We start from the raw sequence: 13,652 nt of genomic DNA, 5'->3' as shown, positions 1-13,652 counted from the left end.
GCTTAGTCCACGTCCGGAGAAATCTTCCAGTCGTGTGCCGGGACCTCGATGCCGGACGGGAACCGGTACGGCTTGTCGCCGACGTTGAGCATGACGACCAGCTGGTTCGCCGGGTCGGCGGGATCGGTGGCGGAGAACGCGGCCGCCTCGTTGGTCAGGTGCACCGCCTCGGTCCGGGCCTTCGCCAGCCACGGGTGCCGGCGGCGCACGCTGATCAGCCGCTGGTGCAGGTGGTAGACCGGCCATCCGTACGGGGCCAGGTCGTCCGGCCGCGCCGGGTACTCCGGGCGGACCGCGTCGTCGCCACCGGCCCGGTCCTCCTTGACGCCCCGGAACGCCTGCTCGTCGCCGTAGTAGATGCTCGGCACACCACCAACGGTGAGCAGCACGGCCAGCGCGTGCCCGGTGTGCCGCTGGTCGGTCAGCCGGCTCGCCAGCCGGGTGACGTCGTGGTTGCCGACGAACGTGAGCGGGGTCCCCGCGGCGAGCACCTCCTGATGCCGCTCCAGGGCCCAGGCCAGCTCGAACAGGTTGCCGTCGTTGAGGCTGCTCCAGATCGCCTTCCACAACTCGTACTGCGTGATCCCGTCGAGGGTGCTCTCCCGCAGATACTCCGCGTAGTCGCCGTGGATCACCTCACCCGCGAACCAGGCATCCGGATGCTGCGGGCGGACGCGCTCCAGCACAGCACGCCAAAACCGCGGGGGTACGGCGTAAGCCGCGTCCAACCGCCACCCGGAGGCGCCCCGGTCGAGCCAGTGGTTCATCACCCGCGCCACGTGATCGAGCACCTCGGGCGAGTCGTGGTCGAGCTCGACCAGGCTGCCGTGCCCCTCGAACACCGCGTACTCCCCCGGCCCGGGACCGGTGCGCCGGAACCACCGCTCCGGATCGGCCACCGGAAAACTCCGCCCCACGTGGTTGAACACCCCGTCGAGCACCACCCGCAGGCCGCGCTCACGGGCCGCGGCGATCAGCTTGTCGAAGTCCGCGTCGTCGCCGAGGCGCGGGTCGATCCGGAAATGGTCGACAGTGTCGTACCCATGTGTCTCGGAAGCGAAGATCGGGCCCAGCTGGAGGCCGGAGACGCCCAGCTCGATCGCGTAGTCCATCCAGTCGACGATCCGGGTGAGCCGGTGACCGCCCGGCTCGGCGTGCAGCGCGCCGGTGAAACCCAGCGGGTACACGTGCCACCAGATCGCGTGGTCGATCCAGGACTGCACGGCGCCTCCACCGGTTGGCTGGTCACTGACCGCCCACGCTATCTCGGAAGCTGCCGGCGGGATGTCACGGCCAGCTTCCGGAACACCTTGCGCAGGTGGTAGTCGACCGTGTTCGCGCTGAGGAAGAGCTGCTCGGCGATCTCGCCGTTCGTGGCGCCGGAGGCGGCGAGCCGGGCGATCGCCGCTTCCTGGGGCGTCAGGCTCCCCGGCGCACCCGCCGTGGTGCTCCCCGGCGCCCGGCGCTCGGCAGGCCGCCCGGTGGCGTCCAGCTCCTGCGCGACCCGGACGGCGAATCCGGTGGCCCCGATCGCCTCGAACCCCGCCAGCGCGGTCCGCAGTTCAGCCCGGGCGTCACGGCGGCGCCGCTGCCGGCGCAGCCACTCCCCGTACAGCAGGTGCGCCCGAGCCAGGTCGGCCCGCGCCGGGGTGCCGGTGAGCAGGAGGACCGCCTTCCGGTACAGCGCTTCGGCCCCGGCTGGCGGGGCGAGCAACGCCTGAGACCGGGCGAGCAGACCGAGCACCCAGTCGGTGCCGGCCGCCGTGGCCTGCACGGTCAGCGCGGCGAGGGCCCGTTCGGCCAGCAGCCGGTCGCCGCTGCGGATCGCGGCCTCGACCAGGTCGGGCAGTACCCGCGAGTACAGGCCGAGGGTGTCGGTTTCGAACACCTCGCGCGCCACGTCCCGGGCCCGCGGGTAGTCACCGCGGCTGAGCGCCAGCACCACCAGACCGATCCGGATCAGCGACTGAATCGAGCCGGACCCCAGCGACCCGGCCGCGGCGAGCCCAGCGTCCAGCTCCGCCGCCGGGTCGGTGAGCCCGGCGCCCGGCTCCGCCGCGGGGTCGGCCGGCGCGGCGTCCAGCTCCGCCGCGGGGTCGGCCGGCGCGGCGTCCAGCTCCGCCGTGGGGTCGGTGTTGCGCGGTGCGCTGCGCCAGGCCAGCAGTTCGGGATGCCGCTGCACCGCCCACAACTCGTCGGTCGCCCCGATCGCCGCCCGGATCTCGTCACTCTCAGCTAGCAGCGCGCGGCCCGCGGCGGTCTCGCCGAGCTGCACTTCCAGGGTGGCCGCGCAGTACAACCCGATCACCAGCTGCCAGAGCGCCCCGGACTCGCGTGCGATGCCGATCACCCGCCGCCACAGTGCGCGCTGCTGGTCGGCGTCCCAGAGCAGGGTGCTCAGCACCGCGCCGATCAGGTGCCGGCGCAGCACTTCGTCGTCCGGGGCCGCCGGGTCGAGCAACGCCTCAGCGGCCTGCCGGATCCGTGGCAGAGCGGCTTCCACTCCGGCCGAGGCCAGTGTCGCGAAAGCTTCCAGCAACAGCTCTGCGATAAACGAACCGGAATGCTCCGTTCCGTTCTGTTCCGCGGTCGGTTGCCGGGCTCCGCGCAGGGCTGCACCCGGCTTCTCAGCACCGGGCCGGCCCGCGCTCGGTGGCGTGGCGCCGGGCTCAGTGGCGGTTCGCTTCGCGGCGGCGGCGATCTCTGCGGGGCTGGTGTCGTGGACCAGGTGGCCGGCCCGGATCAGGTGTTCCACGGCTTCGAGCAGGGCATCGCGAGCGAGGCGCGGCTCGCTGCCGGCGAACGCGTGTGCGGCTGCCAGGCAGAGGGCGGATCCCTTCGCGTACGCTTCCGGGCTGCCGAGCATGACCTGCGCGTTTGCTCGTACGATCAAGGCCCGGCCGTGGGTGACGTCGTGCTCAGGCGCGAGTCCGGCGGGAAGCGCGAGGTGATCGTGCCGGCCGGTATCAACCGACGGTTGGTCGGCTGCGGGCCAGGGCGTGCCGGTGCTCAGGGCGGCGTCGGCCGTGGCCAGGGCCTGAACGGGCGCGCCAGCGGTGAGGGCGGCCTCGGCTGCGGCCAGCAGGCGTTCGCTGCGGTGCGGGCCTTCGCGGGTGAGTTCTGCGGCGCGGGTCAGGTGTGCGACCCGGGCCGGATATCCGCTGCGTGCCGCGGCCCGGTCGGCGGTGCGAACGAGTTCGGCGGCGATCTGCTCGTCCGGGCCTACGCAGGCCGCGGCCCGATGCCAGGCCCGCAGGTCCGCGTCGGTCGGCCTCGTCGTCACCTCGGCGAGTGCGGCGTGAACAGTGCGTCGCTGCACGCCGGTCGCGCCACTGTAGATGGCCGAGCGGACCGATTGATCCCGAAATACGACCTGAGGGCCACCGGTCAGCAGATGGGCGACTCCAGCAGGAAGGGCTTCGGCCGGGGTGACGCCGGTCGCGGTGACGCCAGCCGCAGTGAGGCCAGCCGGGGTTACGCCGGCCGAGGCGGCACCGGCTGGAGTGACGCCGAGGCGGGTGGCGGCGGCGCTGATTGCTTCCTGGTCGCCGCGGGGTTCGGCGGCGGTGAGCAGTAGCCAGAGACGGGTGGGTTCGGGAAGACGGCGGAGGTGCCGGAGGTGGTGTTCGGCCAGGCGGCTGCCCACCGGGAGCGGGTCGGGCAGGGTTCGGGCGCCGGTGAGCTGGTCGGCGGTCAGTTCGCGGCCGAGGTTGTGCAGGGCGAGCGGGTTGCCGTCGGTGGCGGTGACCAGCCGGGCGGCCACGCGCTGGTCGAGCGGGCCGGTGACGATCGAGCGCAGCAGTTCCACGCCGTCGGCCTCCGAAAGGCCCGCGAGCTTGAGGATCGGCAGCCCTGCGAGGGGACGCATGTCACCCGAGCCCGAGGCGAGGCTGGGGCTGGGGCTGGGGCTGGGGCTGGGGCTGGGGCTGGGGCTGGGGCTGGGGCTGGGGCTGGGGCTGGGAGCCGGGACAGGGCTGGGGGTGGTGATCGCGAACAGCAGGGCCAGCCGCGGGCGTTGGTGGGCGACGTGGGCGAGCGCCGAAAGCGACTCGGGGTCCAGCCAGTGCGCGTCGTCGATGCAGCAGAGCAGTGGGCCGGCCGCAGCGAGGGCGGTCAGCACCGTGTGGGTGGCGCGGCCGGCCAGGTGCGGGTCTACCGGTGGACCGTCGGCCAGGCCGCAGGCGACCTGCAGGGCTTGGCGTTCGGCCGGGGGCAGCGCGTCCCAGCGGGACGGTTCCAGCACCGGGATCAGCAACCGGTGCAGGGCCGCGAACGGGAAGTCGGCCTCGGCTGCCACCCCGGCCACCTGGATCACCCTGGCCGGCCGCGCCGAGGCGGCGGCGTACTCGAGCAGGGTGGTCTTGCCCATGCCCGGATCGCCGCTGAGGACCAGCACGCCACCGAGTCCTTCGCGCAGGCCGGCGGCGAATTCGCGGAGCCTGCGGCATTCCTCGGTTCTCCCCCGGACAGCCATGACTGCCTCGGACGCTATCCACGGTGGAAGCCGCGCAGGCTGGCTGTGCGTGCACGGCTATCGGCTGACGATGCGCTCCTCCGCGGACTGCCGCCGCCACTGGCTCGGGGACACGCCGTACCGGTCTTTGAAGCGGCGGGTGAAGTGCGTCGGGTCGCGGAACCCCCAGCCGCGGGCGATCGCCGCGATGGAGCGGTGGGCGCTGGCCCGGCGTACCAGTTCCTGGCGGGCGCCCTGGAGCCGCTCGGCGATGATCCACTGCTCGAGGCTGAGGTCGGCGCGGGCGCAGATCTGGTAGAGGTGCCGCAGCGAGATGTTGTGTGCGGCGGCGATCTGCGCGGGGGTCAGGCCGGGGTCGGTGAGGTGCTGGCGCACGTAGAGCCGGATCCGGGTGAGCAGGGTGTCGGCGAACGCCTGCCGGGCGTGCCGTTCGGCGCGGCCGGCGGAGGCGAGCAGGGCCCGGCACAGGTCGATGCTGGCCGCGGCGATGGTGGCCACGGTCGGGTCGGTGGTGATCCGGGCCGGGTCACCGGCCAGCTGGGCGATGTGTGCGGTGACCATCCGGTAGAGCGGGCTGGACCGCAGGCTGCCGAGGGCCGGGCGGAGCACGTCGACCGGCAGCCCGAGCCGGTCGAGCGGGATCTGGACGCAGCCGGCCGCTCCGTCGCCGGCCCAGGAGTAGTCGTACGCGCCGGACAGGTCCACGCCGAGCAGTTCGCCGGGCGGGGTGAGTTCCTGCCGGTCGCCCTGGGTGAGCCGCCCGGAGCTGCGCTGCTGCACGGAGAGCGCGATCACCGGCATCGCGTCCTGCCGGGCCAGTTTCGCGGTGCGCACCAGCCGGATCCCCGAGGACCGTTGCGTGAAGATGTTGGCGTCGCCCAGGTCCCAGACCTCCATCCGGGCGTAGACCGGGCCGTCCGGGTTCTCGTGGATGACGTGGCACGGGGCCGACGCGTACCGCATCGCCGTGTTCACGGCCTCCAGCCGGTCGTCGGCCGCGATGCCCGCGGTGTCGAGTACGAACCCCATGTCTGTGCAGCGTAAGCGGCCACCGGCGGCGCCGGAACGGGATGACCGGGCATCGGCAGGGATCGCACTGGCAGGAACGACTCTGGGACCAGCGCGATGCGGATGCTCACCGGGGACGATCACGTGCGTTCGGCCGGACGACACGGTCATGACGGGCAACGGAACGGTCGGCGACAAGTTATCGCACGCGGGTCAGGGTCACCGCCAGCAGCGCCGCGGCGAGCACCTGGGTGGCGGCGAGCACCACGGCGAGGGCGGTGATCGAGTAGCCGTACAGGCCGCCGGCGAGGGCGCCGCCGAGCAGGGCGGCGACACCCTGGATCGCGGCGAACACCCCGTAGGCGGTGGCCCGTCGCGGCGCCGGGACCAGGTCGGCGACGAGCGCTTTCACGGTGGAGTCCTGGACGCCGACGGCCGCGCCCCAGAGCACGGTTCCGGCGACGATCGCGGCGGTGCTGCCGGAGAGGGCGAGCGCGGGGGTGGCGGCGGCCAGGGCGGGCAGGCCGTAGAGGACGCGGGCGCCCCAGCGGTCGTACAGGTGACCACTGGCCAGGGCGGCCAGGGCGCCGGCGGCCATCGCGCCGGCGTACAGGATCGGCACCGCGGCCAGCGTGATCCCGCCGCTGCGGCTCGCGTGGTAGGAGATCAGGCCGAAGGTGATCAGCCCGGCGGTGGAGGCCGCCGCGGAGGCGGCGAACCAGTGGAACCGCCGGGGCAGCGGGCCCGGCGCCGGGTCCGCCGACCGGTCCCCGGTCCGGGGCGCCGGGCCGGGGAAGCGCCGCCGCATCCAGACCAGCAGGATCATCGCGATCACCGCGGGAACGGTGAGCGCGGCGAGCGCCGGCCAGAGCGTTCCGGCCACCGCGACCAGGGCGGCGACCAGCAGCGGGCCGGCGAACGCGCCGATCTGGTCGAGGGCCTTGTGCACCGCGAACCCGCGGCCCCGGCCCACCTCGCCGGCCGCCTCGGCGAGCAGCGTGGATTTCGCCGGGCTGCGGATCGCCTTGCCGACCCGTTCGGTCACGATCAGGAACGCGGCGACCGCCAGCCCGGCGGCGCCGAGGAACGGCGTCACCGCGAGCAGGGGTACGCAGATCGCGGTCAGCCCGTACCCGAAGATGGTGAGCGCCCAGTAGCGTGCCGTGCGGTCGGCGAGCGGCCCGGAGACCAGCCGGAGCAGCAGCGCGGCGGCCTCGCCGGCGCCGGTGATCAGCCCGACCGCGAGGGCGGACGCCCCGAGTTCGGCCAGCAGCGGCCCGCTGATCGAGCGGGCGCCCTCGTAGACCATGTCGGCGGCGAGGCTGACCACACCGAAGCCGGCGATCGCCCGCCAGGGTGTCAACAGCCGGGATGTCACGTGCGCCGTCACCGAGATTCCTCCGCTTCCTTCGACCGGAGACATCATCGCGTCCGTAGTGAAGCGGTGAGCGTCCCCCCAGGCGCATGTTTGACGTCCGCACGAAGTTGGAAGACCGGAGCTCATGCATCCCCGACCGCCGCGCCGCACCACCCACGCCTTCGGCACCCCGAAGAACCGGCTCGTCTACGACCGGTGGGGCGCCTACGGCCGTCCGGTCGTGCTGCTGCACGGGCTGCTCTACGACCGCACGATGTGGTGGCCGGTCGCCGCGGACCTCGACAACGCGTGCAGCGTCCTCGCCGTCGACCTGCCGGGGCACGGCCAGTCCGCGCCGCGCGGCGACTACGACCTGGACGCGCTCACCCAGGATCTGGCCGTGCTGATCTCCGGTCTCGACCTGCACCGGGCCCCGGTGGTGGTCGGTCACGGCGAGTCCGCGCTGCTCGCGAACGCGTTCGCGGACGCCTACGCGACCCGGGCGGTGGTCACCCTCGACGAGCCGGTGGCCGAGCCGGCGGACAGCGTGGAGCAGCATCTGGCGGCCGTCGATCTGGGCACGATTCCGGCGCCGTACCGGCAGTTCGCGGTGGCCCGGGAGGACGCGGCGCTGCTTCGCGCGTACCGATGCTGGTTCAAGCGGCCGGATGCCGGCCGTGCGCGGCCGCACCCGGTCTCCGCCGCCCGGCCGCGCTCGGGTTTCCCCCATCTGCGGGAGCCGGCGTCCTTCGCGGCTACGCTACGTGACCTGCTGTGAAGCCCGGCCCGTTTGCCGGGCCGGGCGGAAGGTGTCAACCGTGCCGGTGATGACGGAAATGTCCGTGCCGGCGTGGCGGTAGAAGTGCGGCACTGCTGACCACGAGGCAGAGCATCAGCATGGTGCCGACCAGGATGTCGATCAGCATGCGGGACCTCCCCGGTACCGCGTCGTGGTTCGTTTCCTCACCGTCCCCCGCAAGTCACCGTACGTCAACCCGATTCGGTTATTTCGGCGTTCGGGATAGCCGCGGACCGGCCGGGTGCCTATCCTGCCGGGTGAGGGGAGTACCTCCGCAGAGAGCGTCGCGGTCATCACGGGCACGCCGAACGTGCCCCCGTGCGCTCGCCCGTGATCCCGCGCGAAGGCGCGGCGGGTGAGGGAGACCTCGGACTACGCAGCGTGTCCGAGGAGGCTCCCTGTGACAAGTCTGTCGTCAATCGCGTCCCCACAACTGTGGGCGATCACCATCGCGGTCCTGCTGGCCCTGCTGGCCGCGGATTTCGCGGTCACCCGGCGCCCGCACGAGGTGGCGATGCGCGAGGCGGTCGGATGGTCGATCTTCTATCTCGCGCTTCCGGCCGCCTTCGGCGTCCTCGTCTGGCAGGTGTACGGGCGACGCCCGGCCATGGAGTTCTACACCGGGTACGTGGTGGAGAAGTCACTGTCGGTCGACAACCTGTTCGTGTTCATGCTGCTCCTCGCGGCGTTCGCGGTGCCCACGGCGCTGGCGCAGAGAGTGCTGCTGTACGGCATCGTCGGGGCACTCGTGCTCCGGGCGATCTTCATCGCCGCCGGCGCGGCCGTGCTGCAGACCGGCGCCTGGGCGTTCCTGCTCTTCGGCGCGGCGCTGCTGGCCACCGCGGCGAAGGTGCTGCGCGACGCGATGCGCCACGAGCAGTACCACGTCGACATCGAGAACATGCGCAGTGTCCGGTTGATGCGCCGGTTCATGCCGGTGACCGGTGAGTACCACGGTGGGAAGCTCTCCGTCGTGCTCGGCGGGCGGCGCACCCTCACCCCGCTGGCCCTGGTCGTGGTCGCCGTCTTCATGACCGACCTGGTCTTCGCCGTCGACTCGGTGCCCGCGGTGTACGGGGTGACCGAGGACCCGTACCTCGTCTTCGCGACCAATGCGTTCGCCCTGCTCGGCCTGCGGGCGCTGTATTTCGTGCTGCGCAACGTGCTGGACCGGCTGCGCCACCTGAACTACGGGCTGGCGATCATCCTCGGCTTCATCGGCGTGAAGCTGGTGCTGCACTGGGCGCACAAGGTCTGGCCGCAGGTGCCGGACATCCCGACCGAGGCGTCACTGGCTGTCATCGCCGTCACCCTCGCTGTCGTGACGGCCACCAGCATGCTCGCCAACCGCAGGGAGGCGGTCGCCGCTCGCTGAGGGGTCAGAGGCGGTTACCCGAACGAAACTGCATCTTTACTTTGCGCCTCGAGGTGTGGCTCGGGTCACCTGCCGGCGGCAGCATGACTCGCAGTTCATGACGCGATTCTCTCTCGCACCGCCCCCCAATATCGCAAGGAGGCGTCTGTCCATTATGGAATTTTCCACGAAGCGAGCGCTGGCCGTTCCGGCCGTCGTGGCAGCGTTGCTGACCGTCACCGCCTGCTCGGGCAGCGACAGCAACGAGTCCACCACCGCCGCCACCAACGCCACCCTGCGGGTCAACTGGGGCGGCTTCCCGGAGAGCTGGGCCCCCGGCGCCGAGGGTGAGGCCGGGTACACCCGGGTCCCCTACGAGAACCTCGTCGAGGTCGTGAAGGGCGAGGTCAAGCCGGTGCTGGCCGAGTCCTGGGAGCAGACCGACACGGCGCTGACCCTGAAGCTGCGCCAGGGCGTCACCTTCCACGACGGCACCCCGTTCAACGCCGAGGCCGTCAAGGTCAACCTGGAGACGGTCCGGGACGCGCCCGGTCCGTACGCCGGCCCGCTCAAGGTGATCAAGTCGATCGACGCGGTCGACGAGACCACGGTGAAGCTGAACCTGGCCGAGCCGACGCCCTCGATGCTGACCACCCTGTCCACCCGGGCCACCCCGATGGCCAGCCCGAAGGCGATCGCCGACAAGTCGATCGCGCAGACGCCGGTGGGCACCGGCCCGTGGGCGTACGACGCCGCGTCGTCCACCGCGGGCACCCGGATGACCTTCAAGTTCTACGACAAGTACTGGGGCGGGGCGGACGCCGTCGGCTTCAAGACCATCGCCCTGTACGCGATCCCGGACGACAACCAGGCGGTCGGCGCCCTCTCCAGCGGCGAGATCGACCTGAGTGACGTGGAGCCGAGCGCGGTCGACCGGCTCAAGGGCTCGCCCGGCATGGAGACGCTGATGTACCCGGCGATCCGCAACAACCCGCTCTTCTTCGACCGGGGCCCGGGCGGCGTCTTCGAGGACGTGAACGTGCGCCGGGCGGCCTGTTACGCGCTCGACACCGCGACCTACGTCAAGGTCGAACCGGACATGGCGGTCCGCACACAGCACTTCGCCGAGGGCGAGCCCGGCCACAACCCCGCGGTCACCGGTTACCAGCACGACCTGACCCAGGCGAAGAGCCTGGCCGGCGGCAAGCAGGTGAGCTTCGAGGTGCTCGCCGCGCCGTTCACGCAGAAGCAGAACGAGGTGTACGCCAGCCAGCTCTCCGAACTCGGCTGGGACGTCAAGGTGCAGGTGGCCCCGCCGCCGCAGTGGGCGTCGACCTGGAACAGCGGCAAGTACCCGTTCGGTCTGGGCGCCAACGACGAGCTGACCCCGTTCGACTGGTACAAGGCCTGGTTCGCCGCCGACGCGCCCGGCAACCCGTCGAAGGTCGAGAGCCCGGCCCTGAAGGCGGCCGCCGACAAGGCCATCGCCGCCGGCGCCACCCCCGAGGCGAACGCGCTCTGGGCCGAGGTCACCAAGGTGATCGCGGACGAGGCGCTGACCTGCGGGCACGTCGTCGGCCAGGAGACCCTGGCGTGGAACAGCGCCAAGGTCACCGGCATCGCCGCACCGGCCAACGCGTGGGAGCCGAACCTGGTCAACTACCGCGACCTGAAGCCGGCCGGGGCCTGACCGTGGCCCGGCTCATCGCGTACCGCCTGGCCCTGGCCCTCCCGCAGCTCGCCGCGGTCTCCCTGGTGGTCTTCCTGCTGACCTACCTGATCCCGGGGAGCCCGGCGGCCGCGATCCTCGGCACACAGGCCAACCCGGAGAGCATCGCGCAGCTGGAGGCCCAGCTCGGCCTGGACCAGTCCCCGCTGGTCCGGCTGGGCGAGTGGTTCAGCGGCGCGGTCGCCGGGGACCTGGGCACGTCGATCCGGTCGGCGCTGCCGGTGACCGATCTGCTGCTGACCCGGCTGCCGGCGACGCTGTCTCTGGCCCTCGGCGGAATGGTGGTCGCGACGGTCGCCGGGATCGGACTGGGCGTGCTCGCCGGTGTCCGGCCCGGCGGCCCCCGGGACCGGGTCATCACCGCCGGAACGTCGGTCGGTCTGGCCGTACCGGAATTCTGGTTCGGCCTGATCCTGTCCCTGATCTTCGCGGTGCAGCTGGGGTGGGTCCCGGTGATCGGCTACACGCCGCTCACCGACGACCCGGCGGCCTGGCTGCGCGGCCTGATCCTGCCGTCGATCGCGCTGGGCATCGGCGCGGCCGCGCTGATCGCGCGGCAGACGCGCGGCGCCATGGCCGAGGCCCTGGCCTCGCGCTACGTCGACACGCTCACGGCCGCCGGTGTCCCCCGCCGGCGGATCATCGGGTACGCCTTCAAGAACGCGATGGTCCCGGTGCTCGCCACGATGGGGATCACGTTCCGCATCCTCTTCGCGACCAGCCTGGTCGTGGAGGTGGTCTTCGCCTTCCCCGGCATCGGGAACCTGCTGCTGACCAGCGTCATCGGCAAGGACTTCCCGGTCGTCCAGGGCGGCGTCCTGATCATCGCCGCGCTGGTGATCGCGGTGAACCTGCTCATCGACGTGGGCTACGGCCTGCTCAACCCCCGGGTGCGTCCACAATGAACCTTTTTCAACGTGGCCAGGGCGGCAGCGCCTTGCGCCTGACCAACCGCCCGGAACCTTCGGCCCGACGCCAGGTTGAAAAAGGTTCACCGAGTACTTCTCGCAGACTCTTCGGCCGGTTGCGCAGTCAGCCGATGACCCTGATCGCGCTCGGGTTCCTGCTGCTGGTGGCGGTCGCCGCGGTGGCCGCTCCGCTGCTCGCGCCGCACGATCCGGCCGCCACCGACTTCGACGCTCTGCTGCAGGGTCCGTCGGCGGCGCATCTGCTCGGCACCGACGACCTGGGCCGGGACACCTTCAGCCGGCTCATATACGGCGCCCGCGTCGCCCTGCTGGTGGCGGTCGGCTCGGTCGCCGTGGCGATGCTGATCGGTGTGCCGCTCGGCCTGCTGCTCGGCTACCGCGGCGGCTGGTCGGACCGGATCGGCTCCCGCTTCCTGGACATCGCCGACGCCCTGCCGGGCATGCTGCTCGGCTTCGCGGTGATCGCCATCCTCGGCCGCGGTCTGGGCAATCTGATGCTCGCCATCGGGTTGATCTTCTGCGGCGCCTTCGCCCGGATGACCCGGGCGATCACCCTCGCCGAACGGGAGAAGCTCTACGTCGACGCGGCGCGGGTGGCCGGGCTGCGTACGCCGGAGATCCTGTTCCGGCAGGTGCTGCCGAACCTGGCCGGCCCGCTCGCGGTGCAGGCGGCGATCTTCCTGGGCTCGGCGATCATGGTGGAGTCGGCGCTCAGCTTCCTCGGCCTCGGCCTCGACCCCAGCCAGGCCTCCTGGGGCGGGATGCTCGGGGCGGCCGCCGAGGACCAGGCCACCCAGCCGTTCCTGCCCTTCCCGCCGGGCGTGATGATCGTGCTGACCGTGCTCGCGTTCAACCTGGTCGGCGACGGCATCAGCGCGGCTTTCGCCGGCGCCACCCCCCGCCCGGTACGCCGCCGCCCGCTGCCGATCGTCAAGCCCGCGTCCGGTCCGGTGGAGACCGGTGGGGTGCTCGACCTCCACGGCGTCACCGTCGTGCTCGACCGCCCCGGCGACCCGGTCCCCCTGGTCCAGGACGTGTCGCTGAGCCTGCGCCGCGGCGAGGTGATCGGCCTGCTCGGCGAGTCCGGCTCGGGCAAGTCGATGCTGGCCCGCTCCGCGCTCGGCCTGCTGCCGGGCGGCACCCGGCTGGCGTCCGGCTCGATCCGGTTCGAGGGCCGGGAGATCGCCGGGCTGCCGGAGAAGGACCTGCGCGGGATCCGCGGCCGTGGACTGGCCGTGGTCTTCCAGGACCCGCTCTCCGCCCTGTCGCCGGTGCACACCATCGGTAGACAGCTCTGCGAGCCGATCCGTACGCATTTCGGGCTCTCCCGGGCCGACGCCCGGAAGAAGGCGGTCGAACTGCTCGAACGGGTCGGGGTGGAGGACCCGGAGCAGCGGCTCGACGCGTACCCGCATCAGTTCTCCGGCGGCATGGCTCAGCGGGTCGGCATCGCGATGGCCCTGGCCACCGAGCCACGGGTGCTGATCGCCGACGAGGCCACCTCGGCGCTCGACGTGACCACCCAGAGCCAGGTGCTCGACCTGCTGCTGGACCTGCGCGACGAGTTCGACATGACGATCCTGGTGATCACGCACGACCTCGGGGTGGTCGCCGAGTCCTGCGACCGGGCCGCGGTGATGTACGCCGGACAGATCGTCGAGGTCGGTGACGTCTCGGACCTGTTCGAGCGGCCGCGTCATCCGTACACGGCGGCGCTGCTGGCCGCCAACCCCGGCCTCGACGGCAAGGCGGACCGGCTTCCGACCATTCCCGGCCGGGTTCCGCTCGCCGGGGAGTGGCCCTCGGGCTGCCATTTCGCGAACCGGTGCTCGTTCGCGGTCGACCGGTGCTCGACCGCGGCGATTCCCCTGGATCGGCAGGTGCGCTGCGTGCGCTCGGAAGAATTGGTGCTGGGCCGATGACGCTTCTTGAGATACGCGACCTTTCGGTGACCTATAAGTCCGGGTTTATCAGAACAAGTCGCTTCGACGCTGTGGACAGC

The 13,652-nt window shown here is 72.0% G+C and carries 9 protein-coding genes; 5 read left to right on the top strand and 4 right to left on the bottom strand.

Features of this window, described 5'->3' with window-relative positions:
* Positions 1–2: 2 nt before the first annotated feature.
* The 4 genes from OHA21_RS50075 to OHA21_RS50060 all read right to left on the bottom strand — a co-directional run bounded on the left by OHA21_RS50075 (position 3) and on the right by OHA21_RS50060 (position 6,905).
* On the bottom strand, positions 3–1,223 hold the full coding sequence (locus tag OHA21_RS50075; RefSeq protein WP_328467822.1) for an alpha-amylase family protein: 1,221 nt from the start codon (positions 1,221–1,223) through the stop codon (positions 3–5).
* Positions 1,224–1,261: 38 nt separating this feature from the next.
* Positions 1,262–4,474: a helix-turn-helix transcriptional regulator gene (locus OHA21_RS50070; protein ID WP_328467820.1), complete on the bottom strand. Its 3,213-nt coding sequence runs from the start codon at positions 4,472–4,474 to the stop codon at positions 1,262–1,264.
* A gap of 57 nt (positions 4,475–4,531) precedes the next feature.
* The gene (locus OHA21_RS50065; protein WP_328467818.1) at positions 4,532–5,503 is read right to left on the bottom strand and encodes a helix-turn-helix domain-containing protein; all 972 of its coding nucleotides are present in this window, start codon (positions 5,501–5,503) and stop codon (positions 4,532–4,534) included.
* Between the two features lie 178 nt (positions 5,504–5,681).
* Complete coding sequence (locus tag OHA21_RS50060; RefSeq protein WP_442875224.1) at positions 5,682–6,905, bottom strand: MFS transporter; 1,224 nt, start codon at positions 6,903–6,905, stop codon at positions 5,682–5,684.
* A gap of 79 nt (positions 6,906–6,984) precedes the next feature.
* On the opposite strand from OHA21_RS50060, the gene OHA21_RS50055 reads away from it, so the two are divergent.
* The 5 genes from OHA21_RS50055 to OHA21_RS50035 all read left to right on the top strand — a co-directional run bounded on the left by OHA21_RS50055 (position 6,985) and on the right by OHA21_RS50035 (position 13,572).
* On the top strand, positions 6,985–7,617 hold the full coding sequence (locus OHA21_RS50055; RefSeq protein ID WP_328467816.1) for an alpha/beta fold hydrolase: 633 nt from the start codon (positions 6,985–6,987) through the stop codon (positions 7,615–7,617).
* Positions 7,618–8,038: 421 nt separating this feature from the next.
* Positions 8,039–9,013 (top strand): TerC/Alx family metal homeostasis membrane protein, encoded by a 975-nt coding sequence (locus OHA21_RS50050; protein WP_328467814.1) that lies wholly within the window; start codon positions 8,039–8,041, stop codon positions 9,011–9,013.
* Positions 9,014–9,167: 154 nt separating this feature from the next.
* The gene (locus OHA21_RS50045) at positions 9,168–10,682 is read left to right on the top strand and encodes an ABC transporter substrate-binding protein (protein ID WP_328467812.1); all 1,515 of its coding nucleotides are present in this window, start codon (positions 9,168–9,170) and stop codon (positions 10,680–10,682) included.
* Between the two features lie 2 nt (positions 10,683–10,684).
* Complete coding sequence (locus OHA21_RS50040; protein WP_328467810.1) at positions 10,685–11,626, top strand: ABC transporter permease; 942 nt, start codon at positions 10,685–10,687, stop codon at positions 11,624–11,626.
* A complete protein-coding gene (locus tag OHA21_RS50035; RefSeq protein ID WP_328467808.1) occupies positions 11,623–13,572 on the top strand; it encodes a dipeptide/oligopeptide/nickel ABC transporter permease/ATP-binding protein in 1,950 nt (649 codons plus the stop codon). The genes OHA21_RS50040 and OHA21_RS50035 overlap by 4 nt, the downstream gene beginning before the upstream one ends.
* Positions 13,573–13,652 lie beyond the last annotated feature (80 nt).

Source organism: Actinoplanes sp. NBC_00393 (genome assembly GCF_036053395.1).
Classification (GTDB): Bacteria; Actinomycetota; Actinomycetes; order Mycobacteriales; family Micromonosporaceae; genus Actinoplanes.
The sequence above is the reverse complement of the archived record's forward strand: the minus strand, read 5'-3'. Positions and strand labels throughout refer to the sequence as shown.